This is a genomic window from Parathalassolituus penaei, from assembly GCF_026626885.1.
GTDB classification, from domain to species: Bacteria; Pseudomonadota; Gammaproteobacteria; order Pseudomonadales; family Oceanobacteraceae; genus Oceanobacter; species Oceanobacter penaei.
The window spans coordinates 21,807-40,839 of record NZ_JAPNOA010000058.1 but is presented as its reverse complement, the minus strand read 5'-3'; the positions used below and the strand labels follow the sequence as shown (position 1 = coordinate 40,839).

Genomic DNA, 19,033 nt, shown 5'->3' with positions numbered 1-19,033 from the left:
GGCGTAATCACTCAGCGTCCCTGCTGCCTGGTCATCTTCTTGCTCCAATGCTGTTACTTGTCGCCCTTGGCAGCACGATTCGCGCGCGCCTGCTTCGGATCAATCAGTAACGGCCGATAGATCTCGACACGATCACCATCCTGAACCTGCTCGGCTTCGGCATCACGTACGGCCTTGCCGAACACACCGAATTTGGCATCGGCCAGATTCAGCTGCGGAAACTCCCGCACAATACCCGACAGACGTGCGGCTTCTGCCACACTGCTGCCTGCTGGTACTGTTACTGCCAGAATCCGCTGTTTTTCAGGCAGCGCGTAGGCCACCTCAACTCGAATTGTTTCAGCCATATACAACCTTAGCGCGTTTGACGAACGCATCTACCATCATGTTGGCGACCTGCTTGAAAACAGCTCCGAGTGCCACACCAGTCAGCTTGTTGGTGACCTCGAACTCCATGTCCAGAGACACCTTGCAGGCCTGGTCAGACAACTTCTGGAAGTGCCAGACACCGTGAAAACGGGTGAACGGTCCATCCAGCAGCTCCATTTCCATTTTTTCAGGACGGACCAGCCGGTTGTGAGTACTGAAACTCTGATTCAGACCGGCTTTGGCAATCGTCAGTCGCGCTTCAATAAAGTCATCACCTTCATTGATCACCTCGGTGCTTTTACAGCCATCGAGGAACTCCGGGTAGCGACGTACATCGTTGACCAGATCAAACATCTGCTCAGCGGTGTACATCACCAGAGCGCTACGGGTAATCGTCGTCATGCAACCTCTGCTTGTTACAACCCGTGCACAAACACTGCCAGCACCGCCAGAGGAGACACCACTTTCAGCATCACTTGCAGCGCAGACAGGAACACAGGACTCAATCGGGACTCGGCGGCTACCGCTTCAACACGCATGAACCAGCCGACAAAAACGGCGATCAGAATACCACCAAGCGGCAGCATCACGTTAGAGGTGACGAAGTCCAGCCAGTCGAAGAAGGTTTTGCCACCCAGCTGGATATCCGACCAGAGGTTAAAGGAGAACACAGTCCCAATCCCCAGCAGCCAGGACAAAGCACATACCGCCAGAGTGGCGTGAATACGTTTGTAGCCTTTCTCGACTGCCCAGGCAACCGCAGGCTCAGCAATGGAAATGGCCGAACTCCAGGCCGCAATCACCACCAGCACAAAGAATGCAGCACCAATCAGACCACCAAATGGCAGCGCCGCAAACGCAACCGGCAGGGTCTGGAACAACAGCCCTGGACCGGCAGCCGGTTCCATACCATTCGAGAACACCACCGAGAAAATCACGATACCAGCAACCAGCGCGACCAGAGTGTCCAGCACCGCAACGGTCAGAACCGTTGAACCCATAGATGCCTGTTTTGGCATATAAGCACCGTAGGTCATCATCGCGCCCATACCGAGAGACAGGGTAAAGAACGAATGACCCAGCGCTACTACCAGACTTTCGGCATTCAGCTTGCTGAAATCAAAACTGAACAGGAATTCCAGAGACTTGCCAAAACCTGAAGTGGTCAGACTGTAACCCAGCAACAGAATCAGCATCAGAAACAGCATGGGCATCATCAGACGCACCGCGTTCTCAAGCCCTTTGTGAACACCACGAGCGATTACAAAACCGGTCATGGCCATAAACAGGGTGTGCAAAAACAGCAGCATGCCCGGATCACCCAGCAGACCACCAAACTCGGCACTGGCCACTTCAGAATTGGCGCCGCTAAACACACCGGTGGCCATTTTTACAACATACGCCAGCGTCCAGCCCGCAATCACACTGTAGAACGACAGAATAAAGAAACCCGACAAGGCTCCCATCCAGCCAATCCCCCGGAAGAATCGAGGCGCCTTTTCCGACACCGTCAGCTCCTTCATGGCGTTGATCGGGCTCATGCGGGTTTTACGACCCAGCATAACTTCCGCCAACATCACCGGAATACCGACCGCGAGGATACAAAGGAGATACATCAGAACAAATGCACCGCCACCGTTCTGCCCCGTGATATACGGAAACTTCCAGATATTTCCCAAACCAACCGCCGATCCGGTTGCCGCCAGTACGAACGTCCAACGATTGGACCATACACCGTGCATACCGGTTTTATCCGAATTCATGTTATATTTCCTCACTTTACCGTGGGCGCAATTGTCAGGGATTTGCACTACTGTCAGCAAGCCGCAGGCCATGACCCATCGCACTTCGGAATCAAATCCTGCCATTTTCGAGCGCCATCGCGGCCATTTATTGATCAGGCCATGCCATGAGTACCAAGAAAAAACCCAAAAATACCAGCGCCACCATTGCCCAGAACAAAAAGGCGCGCCACGACTACTTCATCGAAGACAAATATGAAGCAGGTCTGGTGCTGACCGGCTGGGAAGTAAAAGCCCTGCGCGAAGGCAAGGTTCAGCTGCTTGATTCATACGTGGAGTTCGAAAAAGGTGAGGCCTGGTTGACCGGCGCGCTCATCACCCCACTGAAACAGGCGTCCACTCACATCATTACCGAGCCACGCCGCCAGCGTAAGCTGCTGCTGCACGGACGTGAAATCGATCGTCTGGAACAGAACGTCCAGGCCAAGGGTTACACCTGCGTCTGCACCGGCCTGTACTGGAAAGGTCATATCATCAAGGCCGAGATTGCACTGGCCAAAGGTAAGCAGGCCCACGACAAGCGCGACAGCGCCAAAGACCGTGATTGGGCCAAACAGAAAGAACGTATTATGAAGCACAACGTGCGATAAACGCAGCAACGCTTGCAATCACACGCCAAGCGCTCATAATACCGACCAGTACCACTAGTTGGTAATCGGCACTTTCACGTGAGTCTTGCGTAGGACTCAGACGGAAAGCGGGCCTTGAGCCCACGCCACGGATACGGGGATGATCCGGATTCGACGTTGATTACAAAGCTATGGGTGCATGCCGAGAGGGTATAGCGATCTCGTAAATCCCCGTTGTACATTTTTATAGTCGCAAACGACGAATCTTACGCACTGGCGGCTTAAGCCCGCCTACCTCCGAACTCGGGTGCCTATAACCGGGGGACGAGGGCTAAGCCCTATAGGATCGCCTGGATGCTTCGCTCGGAGCTGAATGGTTAAACCCAATCGAGCTCGTTCCGAACGGCCTGCCTCTCGGCCCGTGACGAACTAAAACAATAGAGAAGGCTAAGCATGTAGATCCTCTAGTGGAGGATTGGCGGACGCGGGTTCAAATCCCGCCATCTCCACCAAATATCAAACCCCAGATGATTCTGTCGTCTGGGGTTTTTTATTGCCTGTTGTTTTTGCCAACCGATGGTTTCATGTTGTAGCGCGCCGCATTTTATTAGATTTTCTGCGCCATCTTTTTAGACACGCTCCCCTGCCCGTTCAGCCTCCAGCTTCGATACGGCTGCACCTTAAACAGCTTGCTGTTGAGGAGTTTGCGAGCCTTATTGTTCAGAAACTTCACGTACCGAAACTGGCGCATCACATGAACATTTGCCCGGTGCAGGTTTGCCTGCAAGTGTGCTCCACGGACACCACCCTTTCGGGTATTGGCCAGCTCGTGATTTACTCACCAACCAGCTAATAGAAACGACTCAAGTGACTACCGACATAGTCGAAGCTGCAAGCTTGGGAGACTACCCTCTACCAGTCCGAAGCCTTGCGAAAGACTGATAACGGCTGTGTAACATTTTCAAATACTTTTTTCTAAATTCCACCAAAGGCAAGTAACCGTCACCACCATCGTCACACAGGCAAATAAAGGTGATGGTTGTAATTATAGTGACGTGCTTGCTTATTGTTATGGCCGGGTGAAAACATGGTATGGGTTCTCCCCGCCCGTTTTCCCATACAGGGCAGAAGCGCAGTGGTTCGCTACCGACAGGCCGAGAACTCGAGTTCGCAGCGCAGTTCACACGTATCGGCTTGGAGCATGGTAACACCTGCCAATTCAACAATAGTCATTTAATGGTTAACTGACTAGACTGCTAACGATTTTAAACGACTCTATCCTTTCATATGGATGCCAATACCATGACCACGGAGCCTTGGGTCACCGCTCTAGACGTTGCCCAACACTTAGGCGTCGCCAAAGATACCGTTTACCGCTGGCGTGAACGTAAGGGGCTGCCCGCCCATAAAATTGGTCGACTGTGGAAGTTTCAGCTGTCTGAAGTGGATGAATGGGTGAGAACTGGTGGGGCGGCAGAATCTGCTGACGGAGCTAGCACAGAATGACCTCAAGCCGAGATGAAGCTCAGACTCGCAACCACATCATAGATTCGCAGCTCGCCCATGCAGGCTGGTCACGAAGTCGACGTACCCTCGTAGAGGAATTTCTGCTCAAAACAGCGGAACCCGAGAATACCTATAACGGCGACCAATTTGCGGATTACGTTTTGCTCGGATCAGACGGCAAGCCAATTGCTGTAGTGGAGGCTAAACGATCCTCACGCGATGAACTTGCCGGAAAACGCCAGGCTGCGGATTACGCAGATGCAATCAAAGCCAAATTTGGCAGCGATCCATTTATCTTTCTCACCAATGGCAAAGAAATTCAATTTTGGGATCGCACACGCTATGCGCCGCGAAAGATATCTGGTTTTTACACTCGAGATGATTTGGAGCGGCTGCGGCACCAGCATCAGTTCGCCGAATCACTTGGCAACGTGGCCATTAATGCCAACATTGCCGGACGCGACTATCAAAACGAAGCCATTCGTCGTGTCACTGAAGGCGTAGACGCCGCCAAGCGCAAATTTCTGTTAGTGATGGCCACTGGCACCGGCAAAACGCGAACTACCATTGCCCTGGTTGATACCTTGTTGCGCTCCAAGCGCGGGCAGCGAGTGCTGTTCCTGGCAGACCGACGAGAATTGGTACGGCAGGCTATGTCGGAGTTCAAATCTCATCTACCTAACGAAAGCCTGGCGCGCATCGAATCTGGCGAAACCTCTGGAGCACGCATCCAGTTTTCCACCTACCCCAGCATGATGCAGGAGTACTCACGCCTGTCAGTCGGTTATTACGACTTGATCGTTGCCGATGAAAGTCACCGCTCTATTTATCAACGATACAAGGCAATCTTTGATTATTTTGACGCTATTCAGCTCGGGCTTACCGCAACCCCAACCGATTACATTGATCACAACACTTTTGAGCTGTTTGACTGCGGCGACGGCGCACCCAGCTACTACTACAGCTACGAACAGGCCATTGCTGATCAGAACCTGGTGAACTATCGCGTGCTCGACGCACAAACCAACTTTCAGCTTCAAGGTATTCAGGGGGATGCACTGCCGGAGCCCTTGAAGCAGATGGCACGTGATCAGGGCGTAGATCTTGATGAGCTCAATTTTGATGGCAGCGACATCGAAAAAGGCATCATCAATCAAGGCACCAGCGATGCGATGGTGAAGGAGTTTATGGATAAAAGCCGCAAAGATGTTCGCGGTCTGCCGCACAAGTCGATTATCTTCGCCGTTAGTCACGCTCACGCCAAAAGGCTTTACGAAGGTTTTAATCGCCTGTATCCAGAACTGCAGCGCCAAGGTATGGCCGAAATTATCGATAGCCACATGGAGCGTGCTGACGCCACGCTGGACGATTTCAAATTTCGCACCATGCCGCGCGTAGCTATCTCCGTTGATATGCTTGATACCGGCGTGGACGTTCCAGCCATCCAAAACTTGGTTTTTGCCAAGCCTGTATTCAGCAAGGTCAAGTTCTGGCAGATGATCGGACGTGGCACACGACTACACATCGACAAGGCAACGGGTGAAATCAAGAAAGATTTTCTGATTATTGATCACTGGAAAAACTTCGCCTATTTCAAGCTCAAACCCGATGGTGAAGTGGATCACCCAAGCGAGCCACTGCCGGTGCGTCTGTTTCGCCTTCGATTAGAAAAATGGCAGCTATTACATGCCCAACAGCAAGACACACAAACGACCATTGCCGATTTGCTGACCATGTTGAGCGCCTTACCCCGCCACAGTATCAACGTGCGGCCGCACTGGGATGAACTCGACGCGCTGGCGCAACAGTGGCCGGCGCCCAGCCAAAGCGCGCTGGATAATCTGTCCAAGACCATTGCGCCTTTGATGCGCCTTGCGCCATTGGCGGGCTTGGACGAATTGCAGTTCCGTATCTGGTGCGAGCGCCTCACGGTCGCTTGGCTCAAGGGAGATGCAAACGAGCAAGCCAAGATACGTGAACGTATTCAGGAGGCGATTGCCAGTTTGGCTGACAACATCCCCGAGGTGCAGCATGTGGCTGAGCAACGCGCTTGGGTGCAATCTTCAGGCTTTTGGCAACACATAGATGCGACTCGTGTTGGCACATTGCAAGCCGTGTTCGCCCACTTGATGCGCTATCGCACCTCCACACCAAGCCGCACGGTCGAAATCAATCTTCCGGACAGCATTACCCAGCGTAGTTGGATCATTTACGGCCCAACCGGCGAAGGTGCTTTCGCGGAAAGCTATCGCGATCAGGTGGAAGCATTGGTGCGCCGACTGGCGGGCCAGTTACCAGAATTGGCCAAACTCAAGCAAGGTGAGAATCTTGATGACGATGAGCTAGAACGGATCAGCAACACACTGAACCAGACTGATCTATTCGTTACCGAAGACACCTTGCGCAAAGTCTTTGAAGCCCCAACTGCGTCGCTGGCTGACTTTTTACGCCACATACTTTATGAAGATGCGCATCTGCCTAACCGCGAGCAGCGCATCAATGCCGCCTTCGATGCATTCATTGCCGCTCACGGCTATTTGCGCGCCAATCAACTTAACTTCCTGCGTGCCGTAAAGGCCGCCGTTCTGCGCCACGGGCGCGTTACCCGTGCAGCACTGAGCGAACCACCGCTTTCACGCGTGGGCCGAGTGGAAACGCTATTTCCGCCGCAGGACATCGACGAACTTATCAGCCTCGCCAACCAATTGCTGGACGAGGCCGCCTGATCCATCAAGGAAATCCCTGAATGCTTGCACCGCATATCAAGAAAAAAGTTGACGAACTTTGGAACCGCTTTTGGGCGGCTGGCCTCACCAACCCCCTAGTAGCCGTTGAGCAAATTACCTATCTGCTTTTCCTCAAACGCCTGGAAGACATCGACCTCAAACGCCAGCAACGCGGCTTTTCCTCGATCTACGCGGGCTACGAGTCCTGCAAGTGGAGCTACATCCGTCAAGAGAAGACCAATCCTGGACATTTGATTGACGTGGTTTTCCCGTGGCTGCGCGAGCTCGATAAACATTTCAGCAGTGCCAGCGCTGACGGTACCGAGCTAGCCAGCCTCAATAACCGCATGGCTGATGCTTACTTTCAGCTCGACCCCAATAAAGGCAAGGTATTGAGCGACGCGATTGATGCCATCGATCAACTCTTCGCCAGAGCAGGAGAAGGCTCAGCCGCCCAAGACATCATGGGCGACACCTTTGAGTACCTGCTTAGCGAAGTCGCCACAGCTGGCAAGAACGGCCAGTTCCGTACCCCGCGTCATTTGATCCGTTTCATGGTTGAGCTGCTTGACCCCGAGCCCGGCCAGCGCGTTATCGATCCTGCAGCGGGTACAGGAGGTTTTCTGTTCAGCACCCAGCAGCATCTGATGCGCAAATTCTCCGCGCAAGAGAACCTCGTGCTGGAATGGGACGGTACCCCGCATCGCACTGATGGCGCAGCTGCTACACCGGAACAATATGCCGCCATCCACAACGGTGCCAACTTCGTCGGCCTTGATAACGACCGTACCATGGCCCGAATCGGCTGGATGAACCTGGTGCTGCACGACGTAACCGATCCGCACTTGCTGCAGGGAGACTCCCTCAGCAAACGCGAAGGAAAAGCCAGGCTTAAAGAATTGCTTGAGCCGGGCAGTTACCAATTCGTACTGGCCAACCCACCCTTTACTGGAACGGTTGACAGCGGAGATTTGGAGCCCGATACCGTGCTGTTCCCGCGCGTCGGTGGTGGTGGCAAGAAAAAGGACGATTCGATCACCAACAAAAGTGAGCTGCTTTTTTTGTGGTTGATGCTCGACCTGCTCGATATCGGCGGACGCTGTGCGGTGATCATCCCCGAAGGTGTTTTGTTCGGCAACACCGATGCCCACGTGCGCTTGCGGCGCGAACTAATGGCTGAGCATGTGGTAGAAGGGGTGATATCCCTTCCCGGCGGCGCCTTTCAACCCTACACCGGCGTCAAGACCTCGATCCTGATCTTTAGAAAAGTCACCCGGCGTGACGAAAAGAAAAAACTGCCCAGCAATACTGCTCCACTGACGGAACATGTTTGGTTCTATGAGGTGGAGGAAGACGGCTACTCAAAGGATGCCAAGCGCAACCCGCGCCCCGGCCAACAAAATGACCTATGGGATGCGCTCATCAAGTTCAAAGCCTGGATCGAGCAAGGTCGCAATGGCGCGCAATTCCATGAAAAGACCTTGCTGCAACCCAGCTTTCACACCGAACGCTGGCGTCAGGCCCTGCTGCGTGACACCGCCGATAAACTCACACCGGCAGGTGAAGCTTTCTCGGCCCTGCCCGACACCAGCATGTGGGATGGCCAGGTGTGGGGCATACACGAGCTGTTCCCTGAGCTTCCTGCTAACCCCAAAGAGGCAGAAAGCCAGGTTCGGAACCAAGCAAGCAAAGCATTAGGGGAGTTAGCGCACCGCTATTTTGCCCAGGCAACTAAACCGGTATGGGAAAAGTGGCGCGGTACAGGCAAAGGCAAAAAGAAATTCGATGCGGAAAAGGCACTCGGCGAATGGCAAAAAGCCATGAAGTCAGCCCAACAGGCATTTAATCGCAGCGCACGAGAATTACACAAATTCTTCGAGCCAGAAGACAGTGCCGCCCTGCCACTATGGAAAGAGATTGTTAAAGACATTCTCAATTCATCACTAAGTTTTTATGAGCACATCATGCGTGATGCGCCAAATCTCCAAATTACCGAATCGGAAAACGTTAGTGACCTTGATGCTGAAATACAGCCGATTGCGCGAGAGCTGGCAAAGATTGACGGTTTTGACGTCACCCTGCGAAGCCTGACCATAGACCAGCAAACCGATCTGAAAGAAGCCAAACATTGGGTCGTGCCTGTGCGCGCATGGGCGCGCAACGACGAGTGGCAAAGCACAGATGGCCAGCTGATCGGCTCACACGATGCCGATGGCATGGTGCGACCGACTTATGTGGAGGCGATGCTGGCCGAGGGGCTATACGACGACAAAGGCAAGCTCAAGGATGACCTGCTCCACCCGGATTGCATCGAGGCACGGGACTGGAACCTCTCTGCGGGGCAGTACAAGCCATTTGACTTCACCCAACTAAAGAGCGACAAGAGCGTGGCCGAGTTGATCGGCGCGCTTAAAACGACCGAGCAAGACATTATCAAAGGATTGGACAAGTTACTGTCGATGGTGGAGGGGCGGGAATGAAGTTGCCTGAAACTTGGGCACAAGCTCGGCTAACCGATGTTTGCGAGCTGAACCCTCGACTCCTTGCAGATCAGCGGCCAGAGGACGAAACAACCGTAACTTTTGTGCCTATGTCCGCTGTCGATGAACATCGCGGTGTGATAGACAAAGCCGAAGAGCGCACGTTCGCGGAGGTGGCAAAGGGCTACTCAAGCTTTCGTGAGCATGATGTGCTTTTCGCAAAAGTCACACCTTGCATGGAAAACGGAAAAGCTGCCATAGCTCGCAACCTGAAAAATGGTTTTGGTTTTGGCTCCACAGAATTTCATGTGTTGCGTTCGACCGAAGTTGTTCTTCCGGAATACCTATTTAGTTTTATTCGGCAGAAGGCTTTTCGGACGCGCGCAGCATCCGCGTTTGTGGGCACAGGAGGCTTACAACGGGTTCCACCTGATTTTCTTTCACGAGTAAAAATCCCACTCCCCACACTCCCTGAACAACAGCGCATCGTTGATGTGCTGCAGCAGGCGGAGAAGCTGGAGAAACTTAGACATGAGTTCGACGAACTTCTAGCTAGGGTCAAGCGGCAGCTGTTCATTGAAATTATTGGCGATCCCTTTACCAATCCGCTAGGGCACCAAAAGAAGCCGTTGGGTCAACTTATTAAGGTCAAGAGTGGTGACTTCTTACCCGCAAAAGATATGGCGTCAGATGGCGTCTTCAAGGTGTATGGAGGGAATGGAGTAAATGGCTTACACAATCACTACATGTTTGATGAGCGTAAGGTTGTGATCGGACGCGTAGGCGCATATTGCGGAGCAGTTCATCACACCGATCCCAAATCATGGGTAACGGATAACGCACTCTACATATCCGAAACTTTCGAGTATTTAAATGAGTATTATTTGGTAACTGCGCTCCAGCTAGCCAATCTCAACAGATATGCAGGACAGGCGGGACAACCGTTGATTTCAGCTAGTCGAATTAAGTCGGTTGAAATTCTTGTGCCGAGTAAGAGCATACAGAATGCCTATGCAGATGCAGTTCTTGCACTGGAAAAATTAGTGGTTACCAAGGAGAAGGCTGAGCGCCAATTTGCTGACTTGCTTGTCACATTAACTCAGGATGCATTGATAGGAAATCTTACCGCTCCGTGGCGCGATAAGCACTCTGAAGAAATCGCTGAGGCAGCTCACGCCAGCGACGTCTTGCTACGCGGGCGCGGAACCAAGTCCGCGTTAACAGACAAAGCCAATATCAGCTTGACGGTACAAAGTGAAGTCACCACCCGCCCCGCCCGGCACTGGTTGCTTAACGAACTCAGCGAGCTCCAGCGCCAAGTGCTAACCGCCTTCACAGAGTATTGCCAGGAGAGTGGTCAGCCCTTGCTGGTAGAAGACCAGGAGGTCTTTGCTCGCTTTTGCGATGACGCAATGGTAACGGAACGTTTACAAGCCTTTGGCCAATCCCATGGCAATCGCATCCGCCGCACCCTGAGCCAATTGGCTTCGCTGGGCTTGATCGCCAAAATCACGCTGCCAAAGCGAGACCTGGAAAACGACGAGCTGGATTATCTTAAAGCCTTCCGCCCCTTACGCCCGGAAGAATTCACCCGCATGGCCGATGTACAGATACTGCGTAAGGCATTGTCGTCCGGCGTTGACCAAAAGCACTACCATTTTGAAGTCCATCTAGACTACGAAACATCTGCACATGCGGGCGCAGCCGGAATGTTCCAGGTGACCTCCGTTGAAGATGAAGAGGGACAAGACTTCACCTACCTGGTGGACGTGGGCAAGCATTACGCCTCACTGGATGAGCTGAAAGAAGACATCGCCAGCGCACTCAAGGTAGAGACGCGACAAGTTGAGCTGGAGACTGTGTAATGCGCCTTCGCTACTTACGCCTACAAAACTACCCGCCAATATCGGACGTCAAGGTCTGTTTCGCCAGCGGCTCGCCGCTGGCGCGTGAATGCGCCATCCGCTTCGTCGTCGGCGTGAATGGCAGCGGGAAATCCAACCTGCTGCGGGCTGTCGCCGAGGTTTTCTTGGCATTAGCCGATGGGCAGCGAACCCTTTTCCCTGTGCAACTGGTCTATGAGCTTGGAAGTCGTGGCACATCCAACGCACGAACATTGGTCGTAGATTGGCTCGGAGATCGTCAGTCCGCGAGCTTGTGGATTGCTGACAAGTTTTCCTTCGCAGACAACCTGACTGCGGATCAATTCGAGCAAACGCTTGCGCGTTTTTCATCTGAATCCAGAGAGATTCCTTCGGAATTTCGGCCGCTTGTGCGCAAAGGTGAATGGCCCACGGGATCAGTGACACCGCACATCATAGCCTTACCTTCCGCAGTTCTGGCCTACAGCACCGGCGACCTGCGCCCCTGGCATTCGGTGTGGAATCGAAATCAGCGTGCAGATGGCTTACTCGACAGTAACGAGGATGCCCAAAGTGACGAACGCCCTGCAGGCTGGACCATCGCCCAGGAAAACGCCTTGCAAGCAGTGCAACAGACGGGAGGGAATGCCCAACGGCAGCCTCAGAAAGCAAACCTTGACGAGATGGCCAGCTTCCGCCGCCCGGTATTGCTAGACGCAACATTGCTGAAATGTGCGCTGCTGGCTGTGGCCTTGCCACAGGCCTTTGTGGAAACAAAGGACCATTCGGGGCGCGCCGATAACACAAATTCATTGCAAGAACTGCTGGAACGGGGGGGCTGGCACCATTTGGTTTCTGTCGCATTCCGGTCACGCGTGCAAGCCGATCAATGGGACAAGAAGCTGCGTGAAACGGCCCACGATTGGTGGTTGTGCGCCAGCGAAGTCATCGCCGAGCCGCATCCGCTGGAGCCGCGCCGTACCCTGTGGTTCGATGTCAAAGGCCCCTTTAGCGCGCAAGGCATGTCGTTCTTGTCGCCCGCCCACGATGAGCTGCAAACCTGTACTAGCCAAGGCGAAGCCTTATGGGCATTGCTTGGTGGAGCCAAGGACGCGAGTAGCTTTGAGCTTTTCACCCGTTTGTTGGAGCTGAATCAGGCTGGTTTATTTGATGATGTGCTGTTGCGCTTGCGCCGCACCCGAGCACCGATGGAAGGTGCTGATTCCAATTCGGCTGACATCGGCATATTGCGCTACGAGGAACTGTCGGACGGAGAGCAAATGGTGCTTGGCCGCATGGCGTTGTTTCACTTGCTGCAAGGCCAGCAAGACGCTCTGCTGCTACTCGACGAGCCCGAGACCCATTTCAACGATAAATGGAAACGTGAGATCGTCGATATCATCGATGACGCAATTGGCAACACCAGTAATGATGTATTGATCTCCACCCATTCAGCCATCGTACTCTCGGATGTGTTCAACAATGAAATCGTGATGGTGCAAAAAACGGCGAACGGGTCCACCGTGCGCAACGTAGACGAACCAACGTTCGCCACCGACCCCAGCGCGCTGATGATGACAGTGTTTGGTGCTGATGACAGCATTGGTAAACGCGCTCAGGAGTTCATCGAAGACAAGCTAAAGCAAGCCACCGGCACACCCGAAGAAATCGCCGATCTGGAGCGTCTGATCGCCCGAATGGGTACAGGGTTTTATCGCAGTGAATTACGTACCTTGTTGAATACTTGGCGGGGTGGCAATGCTTAAACCAATCTCTCAACCGTTATGTTGTGGGGCGCTCAATGCTTGTCTCGAATTGCAAATGCATTTGTTGAGGTGGCTTTGTAACCCATCAACCGCAGCAGCTGATGTAACCCAAGGCAATCTCGTCCCACCTATCGTACCAACCCAGATCGAAGCGAATTGGTTGTGGCGCTTTTTACATGGTCATAAGCAGACGCGACTCGAGCAGGCAAAACTGATTGCGGCAATGGCGTCTGACGAAAAACAAGCACTGCTTGATTGGGCCGATAGAGTAGTAGCCTTAGCCAATCAGTTTCAGCCAACACCCTTGCCCTGGCCCACCGCCTTGCCTGCGATCTCCGCTGAGTCGTGGACGGCCTTTAAGAATTTAATGGAGGCGTTTTATGAACGAGGCCTGAAAAGTGGGGTGCCTTACAAATCTAATGGCACGCCTGTAGCGGCCGGTGGCGTCTGCTACGCAGACTATGTTAAAGCATTTCGCGAAGTCCACCGTTTGAATCCTGACCCCGATGCTCAAGAGGTTTGCGTGCTTTGCGGTGGCCCGTTAGGCCAAACACCTGAAGTTGATCATTGGATTGCAAAGAGTGCGTTTCCTTTGCTCAGCGTCTGCGCCGACAACTTGCTTCCCATTTGTGGCGAATGTAATTCAACGGCGAACAAAGGTGAGAAGGATGTACACACCGCCGGCAGCTTCTCTGATTGGTTTCACCCCTATTTTAGGCCTGGGAATAGCGGGATACGAATCAATTATGTGATGCCAGAGCGCACAGCGCATTGCGTTGCCATTGCAATTGCTGATCAGCCCAAAGCCGATCATCTTGATCAGCTCCTAAATCTGTCGGTTCGCTGGACAAGGAAATTTAAAGCAGAATATTTGGCTAAGCAAAATGAGCTTTTTAACCTCAAACAACGTGGGAGAGGGCCGACTGACCTTGCTTCACTGCAGAATTACTTAACCGATTACCAAATCGCAATGGATGGGACTGGTCCCGACTACGAAGTCGGGCAAGCGTTGGCTGCAGCAATACTAGAGCCTTCTTGTCTTAAAGCGTGGCATAGCGAATTGGGTCTGGTCACCTAGCCTCAAGCAAACTCATCGAGCCCTGGCTTGAGGCTGGGGCAGCTCCCTGCTTTGAACCAATTCAGTTTTTGGATCTTCAATCTGTAAATAGGCGCCTTGCCACAAGACCATATAAAGACTACATTCAGTCCGACCTCAGACTGGAGCGCCACCATGCGCTATTCATCACAAGTCAAGCCGATCAGCTATCTCAAGGCCAACGCGGCCGAGGTTCTGACGCAACTCGCAGAGCAGCGCGAACCCATGATTATTACCCAGAATGGTGAAGCAAAGGCCGTCATTCAGGACGTCGCTTCATACGAAGAGACCCAAGAAACACTGGCGTTGCTTAAGATTCTGGCACTGGGTAATCAGGATGTGGTTGCTGGCAAGGTCAAGCCCGTGGCTGACGTTGCCGCCCGCCTCCGCGCCAAGAGAGCCTCCACCTGATGCCGGGCACCTCTGCCAGATTTGAGGTCCTGCTTACCGAAGGTGCTGAGCAGGACCTGGAAGCTATCTACGACTACATCTGTGACTTCGACTGCGTAGCCAATGCCAGCGCGGTTTTGGATGACTTAATGGTCGTTGTGGAGAGTCTGTCGAAATTCCCTGAACGTGGCAGCTACCCGAAGGAGCTGGTCGGTTTCGGAATCAAAGAATACCGCCAGACCTTCTTCAAACCCTACCGCCTGATTTACCGCATCGCAGGCAACCAAGTCATTATTTACCTGATTGCAGACGGACGCCGTGACATGCAATCCGCACTCGCACGTCGCCTGTTAGGAGCTTGACCAATAGTGGCCCCCAGCTAGGGCTCATAAGCTTGGGAATCGAGTCAGCACCTGCTCAACAGTCAGCCACCAAATATCAAACCCCAGATGATTCTGTCGTCTGGGGTTTTTTATTGCCTGTTGTTTTGCCAACCGATGGTTTCATCCACTTTACGGAAATCCCCCGGACTTAATGCCGGGTTGGCACCGCGGCTACCTGCAACGGCTCCCCTACCCGATTTCGCCCCAGAGGCACGTCAAGCTGATTGGTTTCACGCAAAGGCTGGCCAATCATTTCATCGTAGGCACTGCTCTGGCGCAGGCGCATCTCGGCGACAGGCCAGCCTTCAAACAAGGCCTGGATCGACACCAGATTATGGCTGCGCAAGAGCTTGCCCTGATTGTCGGTGACATACAGTTCACGGCCATCCAGAACAACCGACACCTGATACAGCATCAGGTCAAGAGAATGCACAACGAGGGTATCTATAAGCGGCTGGCGCTGAAGTTCACGCAGGCTGATTAACATGCAACACCTCATACAGTGGTTATTTTGTATAACCACTGTATAACAATTGCAGTATTTTGGAAGGCTTTATTTGTACAAGGACAGGTTTGTCAGATACGGGCAACGTCCACCGATACGCGCAATACCGGGTTTTCACCACCACCGTAAATCACCCCACACAATGGGGTAACGTCGTAGAAGTCACGCCCCCATGCAGTGACGATGTGTTGCTCGTGAGCCATACAGTCGTTGGTTGGATCAAACTCGACCCAGCCAGTCCCTGGAATAAACACGGACAACCAGGCGTGGCTAGCATCCGCCCCTACCATTTTTTCCTGCCCCGGTGGTGGCAGGGTTTCCAGATAACCGGACACATAACGGGCCGCAAAGCCCATGGAACGCAGGCAACCAATTTGTAGATGCGCAAAGTCCTGACACACACCCTTACGGGTCGCCATGACTTCGTGAATAGGCGTGGCAATGGTGGTGGCCGCCGGTGAGTAGGTGAATTCGGCAAAAATCTTGCGGGTCAGCTCAAGAGCAGCCACCAACAAGGGTTTGCCGTCCTCAAACAGTTCCTCGGCATACTCCCGCAGCTCATCCGACGCCTTGATCATGGGTGAATCCAGCAAGAACTCGCGCGCCAGCAAGGATTCAAAATCCGATTTGTCCATCAAGGCCGCACGAGCTTCACCACAGGTCATGCCCGGCTCTTCCAGATTGGCACTCTGCACCGCGGTGCGGACATCACTGGTCGAGGTAATTACCAGCTTTTTGTGCGGCTTCTGGATTTCGAAGTGGTAGGCCTGATTGCCAAAATAATCGGTACGACTGGCACTGAAAGCCGCCCCTGGCAACACGTCGATACGGCTCGACAGACATTGCTGACGCGGCGTATCACGTGGCGAGATATGGGCCATGTTGTAACAGTGCGAGACCCGGCTGTGATAAACGTACTCGGTGGTATGACGAATGCGGTACAGCACTTAAATGGACTCCCAGGCACTATGAACCAGTTGTTGTGAGGTTTCGCGGTGATCGAAGTATTTGTCGGTAATCAGGTCACTCAACCCTGACAACAGGGCCGAGATCTTTTTCATCAGTTCGTCGAGCTGACTGCGGGTAAAACCGTCGGCCTGACTGAGTTCGGCCAGTGACGACAGCTTGAGCAAGGACTCACATTCCAGAATCCGGCGCTCGTCTGCAGGCAGTTCATGCAACTGGGTTTTGCTACGCGGCAAGGCACGAATATGCAGACCCAGCTGTTCAATCTGATAAATCAGCGAACGCGGATTGGTGTTGTCCATCATCACCAGATCGAGGGTAGTCGGCACACCGATACGAGCACGATAACGACGACGGTGACTGATCAGTGCTTCCAGCGACAGCAACAAGGCTTCGCAAAGTTTGCTCTGATCCGACTCCGACAACACCGGCACCGCCAGTGACTTGATAGCGGTAGAAATCTGGTAACCACGCTCAAGACGGCGGCCCATATCCATAAAACGCCAGCCGAAGCCACGAATCATACTTTCCTGGGTCAGACCGGAGAGTGCCATCAGTGCCGTTACCAGAGGGTCCAGAGCCTCCTCAGGGGCCGATGCCAGACTGCCGGAGAAGTTGCGATCCAGCGTGGTCAGGGCATCACGAATATCGTTGATGACCCGGAAGGTATCCGACGACAGCAGTTCCTTGGTTTCATCCGCGCAATACAGCATGGAACGCAGATTGCCGGAGATACTGCGAATCACCAGACCGTTCTGGATAATGCCACGCAGGGCCTCTTCGGAACTCTGCCCCGCCGCTGGCGGTGTGGCAGTGAGCATGGAGACAGCATGCAACAACTGGTTCTGGGCCAGGTTGCTGATACGCTCTTCGCCGTTGAGCATCATAAAGGTGGTACGCAGCATCCGCAGTGCCGCTTCGGCACGCTCGGCGTAACGCCCCATCCAGAACAGATTCTCGACCACCCGGCTTGGCAAGCTGATGAGGTCGGCTTCGCGAGTACCCGGTTGTTCATCAATATGCTCGTTGTTGAGCATACGTTCCGGCTCGGATGCCACCACCCAGGTGTCCTTGGATTTCGATCCGGCCTGGCTGGTGATCATAAAGGAACGCTCGCCAAGACCAACACGGGTCAGACCACCCGGCATGATGGTGTAAGACGTATTCGAGGCTACCGCAAAACTGCGCAAGATCGCAGGGCGTGGTACCAGGGAATCATGATTAAACGTTGGCACATGAGACGCCTCGAGTACTGGTTGGGCCACGTATTGTGTCGGATCCGCCTTGATACGTGCTGCCAGCTGTTGCAAAGCAGCTTTACCCAATTCCGGACCGTAGGTACTACGACTGTCAGGTGACCGATATAAAGGCTTGATCACCAGATTTTCGAGATTGCCGAGCACATAAGACAAGTCCTCAGCTTCACCACACCAGTGGGTTTGTACCGATGGCAAACGTAATTCCCGGCCCAGCAACTGCTTGCTGATCTCTGGAAGGTAACGCAGGAATACCGGGTTTTCCAGCACTCCGGAACCCAGCGGGTTGGCAATCACCAGATTACCGGCACGCACAACCTCCAGCAGGCTCGCCACCCCCAGACGGGAGTCGCCACGCAGCTCCACCGGGTCACAGAACCAGTCATCAACCCGGCGCAGCAGTACATCGACCCGGCTCAGGCCATCCAGGGATTTCATCCACAGGAAACCGTTACGAACCACCAGGTCATCACTCTGGACCAGATGGAAACCCAGGTAGTTAGCCAGATAGGCGTGTTCAAAATAGGTTTCGTTATGCGCACCGGGCGTTAATACGGCCACACGCGGGTTGCTCTGATTTGGCGACAGCGACGTCAGCTTGGCACGCATACGCTGGAAAAACGCCGCCAGACGATGCACATGGCTATCACGGAACAGACTCGGGAATACCCGCGACATCACGTTACGGTTTTCCAGAGCGTAACCAGCACCACTTGGCGATTGGGTGCGATCCCCAAGCACCAGCATACGGCCATCCTGACCTCGCACCAGATCCACCGAATGCAGAATCAGCTCGTGATCACCAGGAATCCGCACACCCTGACAGGCACGCAGGAAACCCCGATGGGCAAACAGCGCTTCTGGTGGAATAACCCCCAGACGCACCAGATCACGCGGACCATAAATATCACGCAATAACAGGTTAAACAGCTCGGCCCGCTCGAGCAGACCAGCTTCAATACGTCCCCATTCATCACTGCTCAGTACAAACGGAACCAGATCAAGGTTCCAGGTGTGACTGCCACTGGCATTGGGGTCGCTATAAATATTGTAGGTAGCACCGTCGTCACGCAGGATTCGCAGCGCCTTGCTCTGGCGATCCGCAAATGCTTTCGGGCCCAGCTCGTTGATACTGTCGAGCAGATAGGTCCAATGCGGTTTCAGGTCTCCGGTTGCGGTGACCGCTTCATCAGCCAGTTCGGTATTGGCGCGATAACGCAGTTCTTCTGTAGCGCTGGTCTGTGATGGTGACAAGGTCTGCGACATGCAACAGCTCGCTTCCGGTAAAGGGTGAGTGCAAAAAATAGTCAATCGGCAAAAAAATGGCCGCAAAGGCGGCCATTATGACAGATCCGGC

Annotated in this window: 16 protein-coding genes and 1 other RNA gene; 11 read left to right on the top strand and 6 right to left on the bottom strand. The window is 53.5% G+C overall.

The window, feature by feature from the left end:
• Nucleotides 1-53 precede the first annotated feature (53 nt).
• The 3 genes from OUO13_RS16985 to OUO13_RS16975 are packed head-to-tail and all read right to left on the bottom strand — an operon-like array spanning nucleotide 54 to nucleotide 2,132.
• Complete coding sequence (locus OUO13_RS16985) at nucleotides 54-347, bottom strand: RnfH family protein (RefSeq protein ID WP_283175092.1); 294 nt, start codon at nucleotides 345-347, stop codon at nucleotides 54-56.
• Nucleotides 340-771 carry a type II toxin-antitoxin system RatA family toxin gene (locus tag OUO13_RS16980; RefSeq protein ID WP_283175091.1) on the bottom strand — a complete coding sequence of 144 codons (432 nt, stop codon included), beginning with the start codon at nucleotides 769-771 and terminating at the stop codon, nucleotides 340-342. Before OUO13_RS16980 ends, OUO13_RS16985 begins: the two co-directional genes overlap by 8 nt.
• A 14-nt stretch (nucleotides 772-785) precedes the next feature.
• Nucleotides 786-2,132, bottom strand: coding sequence for a sodium-dependent transporter (locus OUO13_RS16975; protein ID WP_283175090.1), 1,347 nt, complete (start codon nucleotides 2,130-2,132; stop codon nucleotides 786-788).
• 146 nt (nucleotides 2,133-2,278) lie between these two features.
• Between OUO13_RS16975 and smpB the strand changes: the two genes are divergently transcribed.
• The 11 genes from smpB (at nucleotide 2,279) to OUO13_RS16920 (ending at nucleotide 14,928) form a co-directional block, all read left to right on the top strand.
• Complete coding sequence (smpB, locus tag OUO13_RS16970; RefSeq protein WP_283175089.1) at nucleotides 2,279-2,761, top strand: SsrA-binding protein SmpB; 483 nt, start codon at nucleotides 2,279-2,281, stop codon at nucleotides 2,759-2,761.
• A gap of 135 nt (nucleotides 2,762-2,896) precedes the next feature.
• Nucleotides 2,897-3,252: a transfer-messenger RNA gene (gene ssrA / locus OUO13_RS16965) on the top strand.
• Entirely contained in the window at nucleotides 3,216-3,593 is a 378-nt protein-coding gene (locus tag OUO13_RS16960) for a hypothetical protein (RefSeq protein ID WP_283175088.1), read from the top strand. Before ssrA ends, OUO13_RS16960 begins: the two co-directional genes overlap by 37 nt.
• Nucleotides 3,594-4,027: 434 nt before the next feature.
• On the top strand, nucleotides 4,028-4,246 hold the full coding sequence (locus OUO13_RS16955) for a helix-turn-helix domain-containing protein (protein WP_428982358.1): 219 nt from the start codon (nucleotides 4,028-4,030) through the stop codon (nucleotides 4,244-4,246).
• A complete protein-coding gene (locus OUO13_RS16950) occupies nucleotides 4,243-6,972 on the top strand; it encodes a type I restriction endonuclease subunit R (RefSeq protein ID WP_283175086.1) in 2,730 nt (909 codons plus the stop codon). Before OUO13_RS16955 ends, OUO13_RS16950 begins: the two co-directional genes overlap by 4 nt.
• Nucleotides 6,973-6,992: 20 nt before the next feature.
• Complete coding sequence (locus OUO13_RS16945; RefSeq protein ID WP_283175085.1) at nucleotides 6,993-9,452, top strand: type I restriction-modification system subunit M; 2,460 nt, start codon at nucleotides 6,993-6,995, stop codon at nucleotides 9,450-9,452.
• Nucleotides 9,449-11,317: a restriction endonuclease subunit S gene (locus OUO13_RS16940; RefSeq protein ID WP_283175084.1), complete on the top strand. Its 1,869-nt coding sequence runs from the start codon at nucleotides 9,449-9,451 to the stop codon at nucleotides 11,315-11,317. The genes OUO13_RS16945 and OUO13_RS16940 overlap by 4 nt, the downstream gene beginning before the upstream one ends.
• Nucleotides 11,317-13,080, top strand: coding sequence for an AAA family ATPase (locus tag OUO13_RS16935; RefSeq protein ID WP_283175083.1), 1,764 nt, complete (start codon nucleotides 11,317-11,319; stop codon nucleotides 13,078-13,080). The genes OUO13_RS16940 and OUO13_RS16935 overlap by 1 nt, the downstream gene beginning before the upstream one ends.
• Nucleotides 13,073-14,158 carry a hypothetical protein gene (locus tag OUO13_RS16930; protein WP_283175082.1) on the top strand — a complete coding sequence of 362 codons (1,086 nt, stop codon included), beginning with the start codon at nucleotides 13,073-13,075 and terminating at the stop codon, nucleotides 14,156-14,158. Before OUO13_RS16935 ends, OUO13_RS16930 begins: the two co-directional genes overlap by 8 nt.
• A gap of 153 nt (nucleotides 14,159-14,311) precedes the next feature.
• Nucleotides 14,312-14,587 carry a type II toxin-antitoxin system Phd/YefM family antitoxin gene (locus OUO13_RS16925; RefSeq protein ID WP_283175081.1) on the top strand — a complete coding sequence of 92 codons (276 nt, stop codon included), beginning with the start codon at nucleotides 14,312-14,314 and terminating at the stop codon, nucleotides 14,585-14,587.
• Nucleotides 14,587-14,928, top strand: a complete 342-nt coding sequence (locus OUO13_RS16920; protein WP_283175080.1) for a type II toxin-antitoxin system RelE/ParE family toxin — start codon at nucleotides 14,587-14,589, stop codon at nucleotides 14,926-14,928. Before OUO13_RS16925 ends, OUO13_RS16920 begins: the two co-directional genes overlap by 1 nt.
• A 169-nt stretch (nucleotides 14,929-15,097) precedes the next feature.
• Here OUO13_RS16920 and OUO13_RS16915 read toward each other — a convergent pair whose 3' ends face one another.
• The 3 genes from OUO13_RS16915 to OUO13_RS16905 form a co-directional block, all read right to left on the bottom strand.
• Nucleotides 15,098-15,436: a DUF6482 family protein gene (locus OUO13_RS16915; RefSeq protein WP_283175079.1), complete on the bottom strand. Its 339-nt coding sequence runs from the start codon at nucleotides 15,434-15,436 to the stop codon at nucleotides 15,098-15,100.
• An 89-nt stretch (nucleotides 15,437-15,525) separates the two neighbouring features.
• Nucleotides 15,526-16,401: a transglutaminase family protein gene (locus OUO13_RS16910; protein WP_283175078.1), complete on the bottom strand. Its 876-nt coding sequence runs from the start codon at nucleotides 16,399-16,401 to the stop codon at nucleotides 15,526-15,528.
• A complete protein-coding gene (locus tag OUO13_RS16905; protein ID WP_283175077.1) occupies nucleotides 16,402-18,942 on the bottom strand; it encodes a circularly permuted type 2 ATP-grasp protein in 2,541 nt (846 codons plus the stop codon).
• Between the last annotated feature and the right edge of the window lie 91 nt (nucleotides 18,943-19,033).